Annotated in this window: 13 protein-coding genes; 5 read left to right on the top strand and 8 right to left on the bottom strand. The window is 68.9% G+C overall.

The features are described 5' to 3' along the window. The first annotated feature begins 231 nt into the window (after window positions 1–231). Window positions 232–750 (top strand): hypothetical protein, encoded by a 519-nt coding sequence (locus ABZ951_RS16365; protein WP_361280077.1) that lies wholly within the window; start codon window positions 232–234, stop codon window positions 748–750. 492 nt (window positions 751–1,242) lie between these two features. Then, window positions 1,243–2,235: a hypothetical protein gene (locus ABZ951_RS16360; RefSeq protein WP_344090849.1), complete on the top strand. Its 993-nt coding sequence runs from the start codon at window positions 1,243–1,245 to the stop codon at window positions 2,233–2,235. A gap of 269 nt (window positions 2,236–2,504) precedes the next feature. On the opposite strand, the gene ABZ951_RS16355 is transcribed toward ABZ951_RS16360, so the two are convergent. Both ABZ951_RS16355 and ABZ951_RS16350 read right to left on the bottom strand, forming a co-directional pair. Beyond that, entirely contained in the window at window positions 2,505–4,055 is a 1,551-nt protein-coding gene (locus tag ABZ951_RS16355; protein ID WP_361280089.1) for a succinic semialdehyde dehydrogenase, read from the bottom strand. Between the two features lie 29 nt (window positions 4,056–4,084). Beyond that, window positions 4,085–4,477 (bottom strand): hypothetical protein, encoded by a 393-nt coding sequence (locus ABZ951_RS16350; RefSeq protein ID WP_344090853.1) that lies wholly within the window; start codon window positions 4,475–4,477, stop codon window positions 4,085–4,087. 229 nt (window positions 4,478–4,706) lie between these two features. Between ABZ951_RS16350 and ABZ951_RS16345 the strand changes: the two genes are divergently transcribed. Further along, a complete protein-coding gene (locus ABZ951_RS16345) occupies window positions 4,707–5,618 on the top strand; it encodes an oxygenase MpaB family protein (RefSeq protein ID WP_344090855.1) in 912 nt (303 codons plus the stop codon). 4 nt (window positions 5,619–5,622) lie between these two features. Here ABZ951_RS16345 and ABZ951_RS16340 read toward each other — a convergent pair whose 3' ends face one another. From ABZ951_RS16340 to ABZ951_RS16320, 5 genes are all read right to left on the bottom strand, one after another. Beyond that, window positions 5,623–6,741, bottom strand: coding sequence for a polyprenyl synthetase family protein (locus tag ABZ951_RS16340; RefSeq protein WP_344090857.1), 1,119 nt, complete (start codon window positions 6,739–6,741; stop codon window positions 5,623–5,625). A 200-nt stretch (window positions 6,742–6,941) separates the two neighbouring features. Then, window positions 6,942–7,877 carry a diacylglycerol kinase family protein gene (locus ABZ951_RS16335; RefSeq protein WP_344090859.1) on the bottom strand — a complete coding sequence of 312 codons (936 nt, stop codon included), beginning with the start codon at window positions 7,875–7,877 and terminating at the stop codon, window positions 6,942–6,944. Next, a complete protein-coding gene (locus tag ABZ951_RS16330; RefSeq protein WP_344090862.1) occupies window positions 7,874–9,457 on the bottom strand; it encodes an MFS transporter in 1,584 nt (527 codons plus the stop codon). The genes ABZ951_RS16335 and ABZ951_RS16330 overlap by 4 nt, the downstream gene beginning before the upstream one ends. A gap of 3 nt (window positions 9,458–9,460) precedes the next feature. Next, window positions 9,461–10,297: an SDR family oxidoreductase gene (locus tag ABZ951_RS16325; RefSeq protein ID WP_361280073.1), complete on the bottom strand. Its 837-nt coding sequence runs from the start codon at window positions 10,295–10,297 to the stop codon at window positions 9,461–9,463. A gap of 231 nt (window positions 10,298–10,528) precedes the next feature. Further along, window positions 10,529–11,986: an NF041680 family putative transposase gene (locus ABZ951_RS16320; protein WP_344090866.1), complete on the bottom strand. Its 1,458-nt coding sequence runs from the start codon at window positions 11,984–11,986 to the stop codon at window positions 10,529–10,531. A 772-nt stretch (window positions 11,987–12,758) separates the two neighbouring features. Between ABZ951_RS16320 and ABZ951_RS16315 the strand changes: the two genes are divergently transcribed. After that, on the top strand, window positions 12,759–13,802 hold the full coding sequence (locus tag ABZ951_RS16315) for a hypothetical protein (protein ID WP_361280071.1): 1,044 nt from the start codon (window positions 12,759–12,761) through the stop codon (window positions 13,800–13,802). A 218-nt stretch (window positions 13,803–14,020) separates the two neighbouring features. On the opposite strand, the gene ABZ951_RS16310 is transcribed toward ABZ951_RS16315, so the two are convergent. Next, window positions 14,021–14,401: a transposase gene (locus tag ABZ951_RS16310; RefSeq protein ID WP_344090870.1), complete on the bottom strand. Its 381-nt coding sequence runs from the start codon at window positions 14,399–14,401 to the stop codon at window positions 14,021–14,023. Window positions 14,402–14,484: 83 nt separating this feature from the next. Here ABZ951_RS16310 and ABZ951_RS16305 point away from each other — a divergent pair, with 83 nt between their 5' ends. After that, entirely contained in the window at window positions 14,485–15,804 is a 1,320-nt protein-coding gene (locus ABZ951_RS16305; protein WP_344090872.1) for an IS630 family transposase, read from the top strand. Window position 15,805 lies beyond the last annotated feature (1 nt).

The raw sequence follows: 15,805 nt of genomic DNA, 5'->3' as shown, positions 1-15,805 counted from the left end.
TCACTAACCCGCTAACTAACGACCTAACTTGCTTCCTGTCTAGTCATGAAGCTGTCTAGGGCTCGCGCTCCCTGCCTCACTGACCCCGTATCACTAGACCTGCCCTCCCGGCCGCTAACTAGCCGGACGACTGACAACCGCTCAATATCGGGACTGTCAGATGCTGCTCGGTTTTGTTCGACACGCAGAAGGTCTAGTGTCAAAAGAAATCCCTGGCCTTTATGCGGTAGCGTGTGCAGCACGATCAACACCCATGGACTGGGGAGCAACCCGATGGTCGAGACCAGCATTCAGCTCAGTACCAGCGCCGTCGCAACAGCGGCCGGACTGAGTGAATCGTGGGCATGGAAAGCCCGCGACCAGGGCGTTCTCCACGCCCCCCACTTCGAGGACGCCGTCGTCGCCCTCCGCGTGTACGCCTTCGTCGCCCAGATCGTGTGGCCGGGCAACCGACGCCCTCGCAGCGCACGCCAGGATCTTGAGCTCTGGCAGTCCAGCGCCGTCGAAGCCGCCCGGGAAGCCGTCTCCGACCCCAATACCACTACAGAGACAGCGCTGTGGGTCCTGGAGGACTCTGTCCACCTGGTCACCAGCCCCGGCCAGCGTGCCGCCTTCGACCTCGACCACCTCAATGGGCGTGTCGCCTTCAGGATCCCTGTCGGCCTGTGGGTCGCAGAGCTGCCCGAAGCCATAGCGGCTCTGCGCACGCGCCGGCGCCGGACCACGCCGCCCTCCAAGCCTGCGGCCTGATCCTCAGACGTCGCTGACGGGCCCCATCGGGCCCGTCACGACACCAGGCCGCCCGCCCCGCCACCGCTCCAGCCGCACAGGCACCACGTGCCGCGTAACAGCCAGAGGTGAAACACCCCCCACTCCTAACTGAACACCACTTCACCACTCGACCGCTGTCTCCCCTGAGCTGCCGAGCCGAGTTTTGTTGCACCCAAAAATGCACCCTCGTTCCAGGAGCCGGTCATCGCTGCCACCACGAGGGCTGGTTCCGTGCTGCCTCCGTCCCGAACCGGCACCCCCGCCCAGCTCGCCTCAACCACCCCCGCGCGCCCCTCAACTGGCGCTCCCTTCAAGGCAGTTACCTCCCAGGCTCAAACCATCCAGCACACCGCATCCCGCCGCAGCGGGCCCCGGCGATGGCTGCGCGCCGTTGAATGGGCCCTCAGCACGAGGCCGCACCCCCAGGCCACCGCCACCACGCTCGCCCTAGCCCAAGACCTTGCGGCCCGCATGGACTACGACACCGGTCACGTCCGTTACGCCATCGACCGCACCATCGCCCGCACCGGCATGGCCCGCAGCACCATCACCAAACACGCCAAGATCTTGCGCGAGATGGGGCTCCTGGCTTGGGTCTCCCGAGGGTCCAAAACCAACGTCCGCCGTCTTCTCGGCCTGCCCGGGTACGCCGCCACGGCCACCATCTACGCCGCAGTCATCCCGGCCGCCTTCGACCACGCCATGAACCGGCGCCTCATCGGCACCGGCTATCACGCACGCGTGGTCATCGACCAGCGTCAGCAGTCCACGCCCTCGTCCCTGCCCCAGAGTGAGCAGGTCGTAGCGTCCTCGTGGACCCCTTCCCTGACCGTGGTTGAGGAAGACGTGACAGTGCAGGTTGAGAGTGGTTTTAACGACACCTCGCGCAAGCGCGCGAGCCGCCGCACACCCTCCACCCCCGCCTCCACATCACGATCCGCTCGCACCCCTCGCCGCTCCGCTTCCCAGGTTGCCCGGGACATCTGGATCGCCCGCCAGGTACGCCCTCGGGTTACCTGGACCCAGGCCGAAACCCTCCGCCGACTCGCGTTCGCACTGCGGCCGCTGATCGACCAGGGGCTCAATGCGGAACAGATCTGTACGGAACTCCACTCCTGGTACCTCACCTGGCGCCCCGCTCGTCCCGGTGCCTACATCCAAGCCCAGCTCAGCCAGCAGCAAGCCCAGGTCCCTACCGCGGACCCGCACAGCAACCCGGACTGGCGGGCGATGTGCGAACAACGCCAGCGCCACGCCGAGGTCCTGCACTCCCTCCTCTCAGCCACTGTCCGTACCGACGACGACCGACGGGCGGCCCGGGCGAAGGGCTGGTACAACTTCCACGAGGTCGCCGATCACTACACGGAGGACCCGGATGACGCTCTCGACCTCTACGGCACCACCCTCTGCGCCCGGGCCATTCGCCTTACAGCTTCGTCCACTTTCAAGCAGGGCTGGTCATGACTTGTCTCGTGGTCAGCAGACAACCAGGAAGCTCGCCGGTTGTTGCGCAACAACCGGTGACGCAAACCCGCCGAGCCCCCGGATGCGTGGAAGCTTCTCGACACCGAGGACATACCCGGCGCTCGGTCGGCAGCTGTGGCCCCGGCCCGGTACCCAGCTCTCATTGCCCTGAGGGCACCTGCGCAGAACCCCGACGGTGGTGTTGCTCAGCAGCGTCCCGGGTTCGCTGGCTCAGGACCGGGAGACTGCCGTTTCGCCGCCGCTCGGACTCACCCTGCGCCCAGGCGGCGGACGGTGAGCAGTACGCGACTGACGGCCTGCTCGTAAGTGGCTTGGGGCATGAAGGCGGGAGCTCGCAGCGCTACCAGCCGCTGGGTGGCGATCGTCTGCGCTTCCGTGTAGGCGAGGATTCCGTCGCGACCGTGGCGGCGGCCGATACCCGAGTCGCCCATGCCTCCCATGGGTGCGTCCACGGAGGAGTACGCCGCCGCGTACGGTTCGTTGATGTTGACCGTTCCGGCTCGGATGCGCAGGCCGAGGCTATGGGCGCGGGCCGTGTCGCGGGTCCAGATGCTGACGTTGAGTCCAAAACGCCCCGCGTTCGCCTGCTGGACGGCGTCCTCGTCGTCGCGGAACGGGTAGACGGCCGTCACTGGCCCGAAGACCTCGTCGGTATGGAGGGCCATGTCGGCGCTCACGCCGGTCAGCACGGTGGGCTCGTAGAAATACGGGCCCACATCGGGCCGATGTCGGCCGCCGGCGTGCACGTGGGCACCCTTCGCCACCGCGTCGCGGACATGTCCGTCCACGGCTCGCAGACGGGCACGGGACACCAGAGAGCCGACGTCATAGTGGTGGTCAAAGGTAGTCCCCAGCCGCAGGGCGCGCGTCCTGACGGTGAACGCCTGCAGGAACGCCTCGTAGAGACTGTGGTGAACCAGCACGCGCTCGGCCGACATGCACAGCTGTCCCGCGCTGGTGAAACAGGCACGCACAGCGCCCTCGACAGCCTCCGTGAGACGCGCATCGTCCAGCACTACGAAGGAGTTCTTGCCGCCGAGCTCCAGGGTGCATCCGATGAGGTGTGATCCGGCTAGTGCCGCGACAGTCCGGCCCGTCGCGGGTGACCCGGTGAAACACACGTGGTCGCTGCGGCCGACGACCATCGGTCCGACCTGGTCTCCGGGGCCGGTGACGAGCCGGAACACCCCTGAGGGCAGGCCCGCGCGTTGCAGCAGATCCCGCGCCCATACCGCGGTGAAGGCGCCGAGGAGGTCCGGCCTGCAGACAACGGCGTTTCCCGCCAGCAGAGCGGGTACGGCATCGCAGACGGCGAAAGTGAGCGGGTAGTTCCAGGGAATGATGAGGCCGACGACGCCCAGGGGGCGCCGGTACTCGACCGTGCGGGTGAAGAGGGGGAGCGCCCCGCGGCGTCGTCGCGGCTTCAGCAGGGCGGGGGCGTGCCGACCGTAGTGGCGCGCGGTCAGGGCGACGTCGAGAACCTCTTCGAAGGCGTCCCGGCGGGCTTTGCCCGTCTCCTGCTGGATGAGGTCCATGGCCTCTTCCCTGTGACGCAGGACGAGGTCGTGCAGGCGTAGGAAGACCTTTGCGCGGTCGCGTACGGATCGTTGAGCCCATGCGGGTTGGGCTGTGCGGGCCTGGTCGAAGGCGCGCGCGACATCATCCGGGCCGCAGTGGGGGACTCGCCCCAGGGGGCGGCCGGTGAAGGGTGCGAGGGTGGTCGTGTACCGGGCCGGGCGGCCTTCGATGTTCGCCCGGCCCAGTGGCCCGGGGGAATCGGGAGGCCGGGCCCCGGGCACTCGGTGGTGCGTCCGCACGGTCCGGAGCGTCAGCGTGCCTGCTGCGGACGGCCGTCGTGGTGTTCAACGATGATGCAGCGCGTGTCGGAGAAGATCGCGATGGTGCTGCCGCAGGCGTTGCTGTGGTCGCTCGCGTTGGTGGATCCGATGTTGGACAGAATGCCGCCGAACCCTCCTGCCGTACGGGGAGCGGGGGAGTTGCGGTCGTCCCCGACGCAAGTGCGCTTGCTCAGCAGCTGAAGCCTTCCTGAACAGGCGTTGGCGTGCGAGGCGGCGGATTTGGATCCGATGTTGGACAGGAGCCCGCCGATGGGCACGTCGCTGCCGTCGGGGACGTTCCCGGCCGCGGCCGGACCGGCCAGGGCGAGCATCGCCGTCGTCGCCGCGATGACCACGGCTCCTGCCTTGCCGAACATGCTCATGCTCTCTCCTTCATTCCGGCCTTCGGCTTGTCTCCATCCGCTGCTCGAAGGCTGAAACTCGACACCCGAGCGCGGTGGTAGTACCAACAGACGAACGGCCGAGCGGATGTGGTGAGTGACGGAAAAACACCCGAACCGGTTGTCGGGCGGCAGTGGCCGCCGCCTGGGCTCCTCGTGTGGGTGACCGCCCTCTTTCCTGCACACCCTCAAGGCCCGATCATGCGACAGTATGGACATCAGCCCTGGCTTCACTGCCCGGCCCGCCCGTTACGCCCGTGCGCGGTACCTCTCCACACTCGACGGCGCCCGCGACCATCTGCGGATCTACAGGATCAGCACGGGGCTGGAGTTCCCCTGGGATTACCAACGGTCGCTCGAACTCGCGCTGCTGCGCATGTTCGCCGTGCCGGAGGTCGCCGGACTGATCGACGCCACCGGTCACTTCGCTCGTGACGGGCAGCGGCGCTACGACGACACGCTCGCCCTCCTGGCGGCGCTCGCCAAGTACGGATATGACTCACCCGAAGGCAGGATCGCCCTGCGCACCGTCAACAGGGCACATTCCTGGTACGCCATCCGCAATGACCACATGCTGTACACGCTGTCGGCCCTGGTGTGCGAACCGGTCCGGTGGATCGGCCGCTACGGCTGGCGCCCGCTCCTCGAGCAGGAGAAGACGGCTGCCTTCTGCTTCTACCGCGAAGTGGGCAGGCGTATGAATGTCAAGGACATTCCCGAAGACTTCGCCGGCCTGGAGCGCTTCAACAGGGAGTACGAACGGACCCGGTTCGCCCGCTCGGCAACCGGCCGCAAAGTCGCGGACTACGTCCTTGGCATCGCCTCGTCCTGGGTGGCGGCTCCGGCACGGCCGATCGCCCGCAAGGGCGTCGTCAGTCTGATGGACGAGCCGCTGCGCCGGGCCTTCGCCTACCTCGAGCCGACGCTGGCGCGCCCCTGCGTCGAAGGCGCGCTGCGCCTGCGGGCCAAGTGCCTGCGCCTGTGGCCGCCCCGGCGGAACTCGTACTACGACGCCCCTCCCCGGCTGCGCAGCTACCCCGGCACCCACCACCAGTACACCGTCGCCGACTTCGGTGTCACCTCGCCCAGTGCCGTGGACCCCCGGTGGCTGAGGAATCCCTGACCGGTCACGCGACGCGTGCCCTGTTCACCGTGTAGCCCGCGACGGCGCGGATGCAGAGTGCCGCCGGGGTGCGGGGCATGTCCGGCTGCAGAGTGGTCCAGGCGGCGTCAAGGAGTTGCTCGGACTCCTTGACGCACGCCTCCAGCGCACCGCACTCCCGCAGGGCTGAGACGTCCTCCCGCAGCGACTCCTCCGTCGGCCGGCCTTGGTGCACGCGCTGCCACATCGCTCGCATCCGCTCCGGGGGAAGCAGGGAGACTGCATGGGCCAACGGCATGGTGACCTTGCCGTTGCGAAAGTCCTCCGCGACCGCCTTGGTGGTGACCCCGCTGAGCGTCACCCCGCGGAGGTCCAGCACATCGTCGGTGATCTGGTAGGCGGTGCCGATCGCCTCACCGAAGCGGCACAGAGCCTGCCGCAGCCCGGGCGGCGCCCCGGTGAGGAGGGCTCCGACGTCGAAGGCAGCGCGCACAGGAACGCCGGACTTCAGCCGGTGCGTCAGCCTGACTCGTTCCAGGAGCAGGCTCGCGTCACCGGTCTCGACGGCGATGTCCATCTCCGTCCCCAGCCCGGCAATGTCGAGCCCCTGCCCGGCGTGTGCCGAGCGGAGCGCCTGCAGGTACGCGTCCTGGACGGCGGTGCGCAGCGGCGGGTCGTCGGGCAGGACGGTGCGCAGGGCACGGTGGAAGGCGAGGTAGGCCGCGGTGCCCGCGTTGAGTGCGGTGGGCACGCCGAAGGCCAGGTGTGCGGCCTGCCGCCCCCGGCGCAGCCCGGCGCCGTCCTCGATGTCGTCGACGATCAGGGAGCCGGTGTGCATGAGCTCTCCGGCGGCGAGCAGCGGGCCGAAGCGACGACTGTCGCCGCCCAAGGCGTCGATCACCTTGGCCAGCAGGTAGGGACGCCAGCGCTGCCCGCCGCCGTCGACTAGATGGCGCACGGGCTGTACGAGCGTTTCGTGCAGCCGGGAGGCGACTTGGGTGAGGAGGGCGGGGGAGAGGTACAGGTCGTCCGGCAGCCCGAGAAGGTCGCGTACGGTGTCCGGCCCCAGGTCAGCAGCATCGGGGTAGAGCTGTGCGATGTGGACACGCAGTGCGGCGGCGAAGCACCGCATGTCCTCGCGCACCGCTGCGGGGAGCCGGGCCGCCCGCGGGCCGGCAGCGTTTGTGGGTGGGGGGACGGCGCGGTGCCGGCGGTCAGGTTCGTACAGCGGTGAGCCTTCGGGTGCGTGCGCGACGTACATGGTGGACCTTTCTGGTGGGGTCTGCGCCGCGGGTCCATCGGAAGGGGATGGGGCAGCCGGGCCCGGCGTCCGTGCCGTGGGGGTCACAGCGCGACGGCGAGCGCTCGCCGGACCGAGGTGAAGCGCACCGTGTCGCGGGCGGGCAGTGGTTCACCGTCCACGTGCAAGGCTACGGGGTTATGGGAGGTGACTGACAGGGTCCGCAGCTCCCTGAAACGGGTCACGGGACGGCCGTGGTGCTCGTGCCATGGGGCGACGAGCATGCGCGCGGCCAGCAGGGAGCAGCGGGGGACCGATGCGTCGGTGAAGGCCAGGGCTTCGAGGTCGGTGCTCCAGTCGGCTGCGGGACACGGATTCAGCGGCCACGCGCCCACGTACGCGTAGGGGGAGGCGTTCGCCACCAGGAGGGCGAAGGCCCGCTCCTTTCGTCGCCCCGCTGTGACCGTCAGGTCCGTCCGTCCGCGCTGAGTGCCGCCGGGGAAGGCCCGCGCGCCCTCGAGGACACAGCGCAGTGGCGTCGTCTTTCTGCCGTGCCGTCGTGCGTGGGAGACGCGGGTCATGAGGTCGGCGCCGAAGCCGACTCCGGATGCGAAGAGGAAGTAACGCTCGCCGGCCCTGCCCACGTTGAGGATCCTTCGCCGTTTGCCGCGCACCGCTTCCGTCAGGCGCCGTACGGCGTCGGGGACGGTCCTGCCCGCGCCGAGGGAACGCGCGGTGACGTTCATGCCGCCGGCGGGGACGATGCCCAGCGCTGTCCGGACGAGGGGGTCGTCGCGCGCACCGTCGGCGAGGAGACCGTTGACGGCCTCGTTGACGGTGCCGTCGCCGCCGACCACGACGAGCAGGGGCAGGGCGTCGCGCCGGGCCGCACGGGCCAGCTCGGTGGCATGTCCGGGGGACGCGGTGACGGTGACGGCCACGGTGGCGACGGCGGACAGCGCGGCCACCACATCGGCGGTCTCGGCGCGGCCGGCCCGTGTGGCGGCGGGGTTGACGAGGACGAGAGCGCGGGGGGTCACTGTGGACAGCCCGAGGTGGTCGTCGTGCCCGTCCGGACCGGTGCGGAACCGTGGGTGCGTCGGGTTTCGCGCAGGAGGAACAGTGTCGCGCCCGCCCCTGTGAAACACAGGGCGGCGGACAGACAGGCGGTGTTCTGCAGGGCGGTGACGAACGCTGTCCGCGCCGCGTACGCCAGGGATTTCGCGGCCTCCAACTGCCCGGTGTTCCTGGCGGAGCCCGAGGGCCCGGCCCCGGCCGCCATGTCCCGCGCTTGCGACAGGGCGGTCAGGAGGTGGTCCCGGGCCCCGTGCGCGGCCCCGCCGGGCGGGGCTTGGTGTTGGTCACGCATGGCCGAGGAGTAGAACGTGTTGAACGCGGAACCCATGATGGCCACCCCTGACGTACTGCCCACGCTGCGCACGGCGTCGTTCACGGCGGCGCCGACACCGGAGGTCTCCCCGGGCACCGCGCCCATGATCAGGCTCGTGGCCGGCCCTCCGGCGAGCCCGGTGCCCAGGCCGACCACCAGGAGGAAGACATGCAGCCTGCCGTCACCGGACTCAGCCGATACGCCGGCCAGGACGAGGAACGCGATCCCGCACAGCACCAGACCGGTGACCATCATGTGACGAGCCGCCGCCCGTCGCGCCCCGGCGGCGGCGAGCGCACCACCGCACGTCACGCCCAGGCCGCCGAGCACCATCGTCGACCCCGCCTCGAGCGGCGACATCCCCCGTAGACCCTGTAGGTGGAAGGTCAGGATGAACGTCGAGCCGACCAGCGTGAAGAACAGCGCCGACAACGTCCCCACCGCGACCGCGTACCCCCGGTCCCGGAACAGCGACAGAGGGAGCATCGGCGAGCGCACCCGGCCCTCCCAGCACAGCATCAGCGCGAGCAGGACAGTGCCGACGGCCGCGACGCCCGTCACGCGACCGTCGGTCCAGCCGTGCTGCGGAGCCTGGACGAAGGCCCACATCACCGCTGTCAGTCCGGCCGAGGACAGCAGGAGTCCGCCCGGGTCCGCCGGGGGAGCCCGCCGCGGCCGGCAGGCGGGGACCACTGCCAGGACAGCGGCCAGGGCCAGGGCGACCAGCGGTACGTTGCCCCAGAAGCACGCCCGCCAGGAGTACCGTTCCACCAGCCAACCGCCGAGGAGCGGCCCCACCAGAACCCCGACCCCCGCCACCGTCGCCCAGACGGTGACCGCCAGGCGTTGACGATCCGGCCGGGTGAAGACCTGGACGAGGATGGAGAGCGTTGACGGCATGATGAGGGCGGCCCCCGCGCCCATCAGCCCTCTCGCCAGGACGACGTGTGCGGCGCTGTCCGCCACGGCCCCGAGGACGGAGGCGCATCCGCACACCCACAGCCCCGCCACCAGGGCGGTGCGCCGACCGCGACGGTCACCCCAGTTGCCCGCGGCCAGAACTGCGGCCGCCAGCACGAGCATGTAGGTGGCGACCACCCACTGCAGCTGAGCGGCGGTCAGCCGCAGCTCGCGCTGCATGTCCGGCAGCGCGGCGTTGAGAACGGTCTGATCAATCCCGAGCAGCATGAGGGCCGCGCACAGGGCGGCGAGCACACAGTTTTGGCGCACCGGTCATCCCCCCGGCCCGGGCAGGGGAAAGGCGAGGCGTACCACCGTCTCGAACCAGGCCCGGGGGAGTACGTCATGCAGTCCCAGACACAGGTGCGCGGCCGCGCCGACGACGTAGCGCGGCCTGGGGGTCCGCGCGCTCAGTGCTCGTTCGACGGCGGCGGCCACCGTCTGCGGCGTGCCGAGGCCGTGACGGCGGGGCCGGCTCTGCACCTGTCGGTAGTAGCGGTCCAGGTCAGCACGGAAAGTCCGGTAGGCCGGTAGGCCCCGGCCGCTTGAGGCGAGGACGCGCAGGGCGGTGTCGATGAACGCGGTGTTCACGGCGGCGGGTTCCACGGTGCTCACGCGTACGCCGAAGGGTCGCGTCTCCAGCCGCAATGTGTCACTGAGGCAGGTCAGCGCGTGTTTGCTGGCGTGGTAACAGCCCCCTCCGGGCAGAGAGAACCGGCCGGCCACGGAGGAGATGTTGACGATGCGGCCCTCGCCCGCGGAGCGCATGCCGGGCAGAACGGCGTGTGCCATGCGCAGCGCACCGAAGACGTTGACCTCGAACTGGTGCCTCACCTGCTCGACACCGATGTCCTCGACCGGCCCGGCCAGGGCGTAGCCGGCGTTGTTCACCAGGCCCCAGACGGGTCCGTGAACGGCCTCCACTTCGCGGACGCAGTCATTCACGGACGTCGCGTCGGTGACGTCGACGCGCGCGACCTTGGCTCCTGCGCGGGCGAGGTCTTCCATGTCCCCGACGCGACGTGCCGTGGCATGGACCGCATACCCCGCGCGCAGCAGGCGCAGGGCGACCGCACGGCCGATGCCGGAAGAGCACCCGGTCACCACCACCGCACGTGGCTTGGTTGCCGAGTCCACATGCGACTCGCGTGACTCATATGACGTTCTCACAAGAGGTGCATGATCCCTGCGCACCTGAGGCCACGACGCCGTCTCGTGGGTCATTAGCCCGTACGGGGCGGTGGGCGAACGCCGTGGGGGGATTCGGTGTCACGGGTTTGTGCGCTGTAGGAAAGCGCGTTCTATGCGGGGTGACAGGCAAGGGCTTAGCTTGTTCTTTGTCTACCAAGATCTTCCGGGCTTGCCGATGTCCTTAAGAATCTCGGGGCGTTTGACGGTTTTGCCGACGTCGTAGCGGGGTGCCCGGTGCTTGTTCTTGGCGCCGGATGGCCGTCCGGGGCCAGCTCCTCGGGGTTTGGGAACGCGGGCCAGGCAGGCGAGGTGGGCTCGGATGTTCCTGAACCCCCGGCGGACGCGGGCCGGGGTGAGCCGGTCGGAGGTGACCGGTTTCTCCCAGGGTCGGCGCAGGTCCTCGGCGAGGGGCCGGGCGAGCCGGAGCTGGATATGGGCGACGACCACGAGCCATGTCCACCGATCCGCGGCCTCGGGAGTACGGACCTTCGGGGTGGTCCAGCCGAGAATCTGCTTTCCGAACCTGAAGGTGTGCTCAAGATCGAATCTCCTGAGGAACACCTGCCACCACAGATCCACGTCTTCCGGGGCGGCGCCGGTCTTGGAGGACCACAGCCAGACCGGCGGTGCCTCCCGTTCCTTGGAGAGATGCTCGACCTTCAGCCTGACCAAGGTGCCCTCGGCGACGGTGAGTTCACCGTCGTGCTCCAGCCAGGCCGAGCGGTGGGTCAACCTCGGGTGGACCCGGTCCCACGCTTGGGCTTCGGCCTTGCCGTAGTTGGTGGTGTCGGTGACGGTGGTGATCGCCGCCTCGGGCCAGGTCTCGGGTTTGGCGAAGCGGAAGTCCTTGCCGTGTTTCGGCGGTCGCCCGCCCTGGGGATAGGCCAGGGTGTACTCCTTGAGCGAGGGCTTCGGCAGCCGCATCACCCGGTCACTGCGGATCCGCCCGACCAGCTCGACAGGAAGATCCCGCAGGACCCAGGCCAGGCGGGTGACGTCGTAACCGGCGTCCAGGACGATCGTGATGTCCGGGTCGCCGGGCGCCCACTGGCCGGCCGAGATGAGCCGCTCAGCCACGGCGCGGAATTGGTTGGCGGTGACGACGGTCGCATCGTCTTCGGGTCCGAGCCGGACCACGTCCAGGATCGACGTCCACGAGGTGGCTCCCGGTTCGAGGACGGCGACGAAGGAGTACGGCCAACCCGGGATGAACTGGGAGGCGGACTTCGCTCGGCCGTAGACGTGGCAGAACAGCCGGTCTGCCGAGCACGGCGCGTCCGAGCGCAGCCACGGCGACACGTCGACCGCCAGCACCAGGCGTCCGCCCTCGAACCGGGGCAACGGCAGCCCGGCGAGCAGGGTCCGCAGCCTCTCGACGTCGGTCCGGCCCCGGTTGAGAGCTCCGTACAACGCGCCGTGCCCACGCCGGTGCTCTGGCACCATCGTCAGGTCCACCGGCGAGGTGACCGACCCGTCGACGCACAACAGCGCGTCGGCCAGTTCGAACATTTCGTCACGCCGGGCGGCCAGACACTCGTAGAACTCTGCTCGGAAGCGTGATGCTTCCGCGAACGCTTCCCGCCGAACATCCGGGCACACCACACTCATGACAACGGCCTTCGACTGGTTCTCCTCGTGACGGAGCACAGGATCAGACGAAGGCCGCCCTCATGTCCGGCGAATGCCCAGGTGAGTGACCTCGTTCGGGACACCGTTCGATGCCAGAAGAAAGAGAACAAGCTTAGAGCGTGTTGGAATGCCCAGGGTGATCTCTGTTCGTACCGGCAGGCCCGACTCGCTGAACGGCGGGAGCTGACCTCGTCGCGCCGGGCTGGTGGCGTGAGGGTCGGTACCCAGCGTCGGCCGCCGTCTTCAGGTGCTGGTTGCACGTCATCTCAAGCGCGCCCCGGTTGTATCTGACGGGTGAATACGGTCCGATGCCGCAACCGCCGACGCGGTCTTGGTGACCGGAGGGCCCCTTCGGAGTGACACCGTCCAACGAAAAATGGTCATCACACCGGGCGAAAATTTGCCCGCCGCCCGCGCCCGGTTGAGGCGTCGCGGGTTCGGTAGCCAACCCACCCTCACCCTCGGGCCTGACTACGTGGAGTCGGGGAAACTCCGGACCTGTTCGGGTGGTGGTGAAGCCGCAGTGAGGGATGGCCCCTCTTTTCAGGTATATGCGGTTACCTGTTTATCGGTCTGGTCGTTATTGCTGGCACCGAGTCCTATGTCACGGTCGGCGGTCAGTGGTGGCGGTGTCTGGTCCGTCCCGGCCGTGCGGTGTGACCACCTTGCTTGCGTGTGGCGAAGGAGTGCAGTGACCGATCATCTTCCGGTGCGGCGTCAGCGGGCCGGCCGGGCCCATCTCACCGTCGCGGTGTCGCTGGCCGCGGCACACCTGGCTTTCGTACCGGCCAGCGCGCACGCGGCCGATCCGGCCGGCTGCACCCGCGACGGGACCCACATCACCTGCACCAACGGTGTGCCCAAGGGGCAGACCGTCACCGGTACCAGCGGCGACGACACCATCGAGGTCACCGGTACCGTCCACGGCACCATCGACGGCGGTGACGGCAACGACACCATCACCGTCCACGGCCGCAACGGCGCCCCCGGCAGCAACACCAGCGGCAGAAGAGCGGACGCCGACAACGGAGGGGACGGGGAGAACGCTGTCGGCAGCGGTGGGACGGTGCTCGGTGGCGCGGGCAACGACATCATCACGCTCATCGGAGGTAACGGAGGCAAGGGAGGCACCTCCTTCGCCCGCTTCGGCAAGGGCGGCTACGGCGGACTGGGTGGTGACAGTGTGGAAGCCGGGGTCGTCGACGGCGGCCGGGGGATCAACCTGATCACCCTCCGCGGCGGGGCCGGAGGCATCGGTGGCGCCGCCTCCAATGGCAAGCCCGGCGACGGAGCCACGGGAGGTCGGGGCCTGGATGCCGGCCGGGTCATCGTCGGCGCGGACCAGCACAGTTCCCTGACCATCGACGGTGGTACCGGGGGTGATGCCGCCCCTGGGGGGCGCGACAGCGGCGACGGAGGGGTGGCGGTTTGGAGGGGTGTCATGGAAGGCGGAACAGCACCCGAGGGCGTCTCCATCGACATCACCGGCGGGGACAGCGGCCGAGGAAGTGGTGAAGGGTGGGGAGGCGTCGGGTTTTTCATCGGGGAGCTGATGGGCACGCCAGGCGGCGATGACATCACACTGGAAGGGGGTAAAAGCCGCAGTAGCAGGGCCAAGGGACGTGCCTTCGTCAGTGGCCCGCTCGACACCAAAGGCGGCGACGACACCATCACTGTCCGAGGCGGCGTGACCGCATCGACCCAGTGCGGTCCGGGCAACGACACCTACAACTACACAGAGCAGCGAGGAATCCCCAACCGTCGCACCTGCGAGCACATCAACCGCTTCCGGTAACAGTCTGTTCGAAAAGCCCGCCCACGGATCGGCCTCTTCGTGAAGGGTGGCGCGGCCTGGGCGGGCGCGGCCAGAACCATGCCGTCTTCAGGGCACGCTCCCGGAGGGGTCCTGTGCTGGCGGCGGGATCGGTCTGGTGAGGCGGCGAGGACGGGCAGGAGGGCTGAGGGCCTGCGTTACCGGGTTGGGTTTTGCCTGTCCCAGAAGTCGGTGCAGGGTCATGAGGGTGATAGCGCCCAGGTCAGGTGTGCTTCCGCATGCTCGGACAGGCGCTCGTAGTCGCGGACGTTGCGGCGCCGCCGGTGCGGATCCGGCGGCGCAGCTGGTCGGATGGACGCCACCACGCCGGCGCGGACCCACCTGCGGAAGGCGTAGTAGACCGTCGACCACGGCGGGAAGTCCGCAGGCAAAGCACGCCATTTCGCCCCGTTGTCGACCAGATACCGGATGGCGTCGACGATGTCGCGGCGGTGCCACTTCTCGGGTCGGCTGCCGGTCTTCTTCTGGCATGCCTCCGCCGGCAGCAGGGGCTCGAGCAGAGCCCACTCGGCGACGGTGGTGTCGGAGGGGTAGCGACGGCGGCGTGAGCGTGCGGGCATGCCGGCCGGCTAGTGTGATGCGCCCGAAATCCTGAGGGTTAGTTGCTACCGTGTTGGCCATGTCGCATCCGGGGCCGTCCGCTGTGGAGATCGTGCTGTCCGAGGCTGAGCGTGCCGAGTTGGTGCGCCGGGCGGGGTTGCCGGACCGACGTGTGGCCGAGCGGGCCCGGATCGTCCTGGCGTGTGCTGATGGCATGACGAACATGGCTGTTGCGCGGGCTTTGGGCGTTGCCGTCAGGACGGTGTACAAGTGGCGCCGGAGCTTCGCCGCGGAACGGATGGCAGGGCTTGAGGATGCCGGCCGTGGGGGGCGGCCGAAAGCGGACCTGGTTCTGAGTGAGGCCGAGCGGGCCCAGCTGACGCGGTGGGCCCGGCGGGCGAAGACGTCGCAGTTCCTGGCCCTTCGCGCGAAGATCGTGCTGCGGTGTGCGGAGGGCGGGACGCACAAGCAGGCTGCGGCGGATCTGGGGGTAGATGAATCGACCGTGGAGCGGTGGCGGGCCCGGTTCGTCGCCCGGCGCCTGGACGGCCTGCATGACGAGCCCCGGCCGGGCCGGCCGCCTTCGGTCCTCCTCGACCAGGTCGAGGAGGTGATCGTGGCGACCCTGGAGTCTTCTCCGGGCAAGGACACGCACTGGTCGCGGGCCTCGATGGCCCAGCACACCGGGTTATCGAAGTCGACCGTCGGGCGCATCTGGAAGCGGTTTGGCCTCAAGCCGCATTTGCAGGACACCTTCAAGCTCTCCACCGACCCGCAGTTCGTAGAGAAGGTGGTCGACGTGGTCGGGCTCTACCACAACCCGCCCGAGCGGGCGGTGGTGTTGTGCGTGGACGAGAAGAGCCAGATCCAGGCTCTGGACCGGTCCCAGCCGGTGCTGCCGATAATGCCGGGCATGCCCGAACGGCGGACCCACGACTACCTGCGGCACGGGATCACCAGCCTGTTCGCCGCCTTCAACATCACCGACGGCACCGTCATCGGAGAACTGCACCGCCGTCACCGGGCCGTCGAGTTCAAGAAGTTCCTGGTCACGATAGACAAGGCCGTGCCCGCCGGACTCGACGTGCACCTGGTGTGTGACAACTACGCGACCCACAACACGGCCGAGATCAGGAACTGGCTGGGCAGGCACCCCCGCTTCCACGTGCATTTCACCCCGACCGGGTCCTCCTGGCTTAACCAGGTCGAGCGATGGTTCGGCCTGCTCACCGACAAACTCATCCGCCGCGGCGTCCACACCTCCGTCAAAGCCCTCGAGGACGACATCAGAGCGTGGATCGACACCTGGAACCAGAACCCCAGGCCCTTCCGATGGACCAAGACCGCCGACGAGATCCTCCACTCCCTCGCCGACTACCTCACCAAAGTGAGAGCAGCCCACCAGACAACCAAGCAGAACTAAC

The organism is Streptomyces sp. NPDC046215 (assembly GCF_040646215.1).
Taxonomy (GTDB): domain Bacteria; phylum Actinomycetota; class Actinomycetes; order Streptomycetales; family Streptomycetaceae; genus Streptomyces; species Streptomyces stramineus.
This window is presented reverse-complemented; position numbering and strand designations above follow the sequence as displayed.

Bases quoted from the DNA above. Each gene is read 5' to 3' on its own strand.
- ABZ951_RS16360 (WP_344090849.1), top strand. From the start codon at position 1,243: ATGGACTACGACACCGGTCACGTCCGTTACGCCATCGACCGCACCATC.
- ABZ951_RS16310 (WP_344090870.1), bottom strand. From the start codon at position 14,401: ATGCCCGCACGCTCACGCCGCCGTCGCTACCCCTCCGACACCACCGTC.
- ABZ951_RS16320 (WP_344090866.1), bottom strand. From the start codon at position 11,986: ATGAGTGTGGTGTGCCCGGATGTTCGGCGGGAAGCGTTCGCGGAAGCA.
- ABZ951_RS16350 (WP_344090853.1), bottom strand. From the start codon at position 4,477: ATGAGCATGTTCGGCAAGGCAGGAGCCGTGGTCATCGCGGCGACGACG.
- ABZ951_RS16345 (WP_344090855.1), top strand. From the start codon at position 4,707: ATGGACATCAGCCCTGGCTTCACTGCCCGGCCCGCCCGTTACGCCCGT.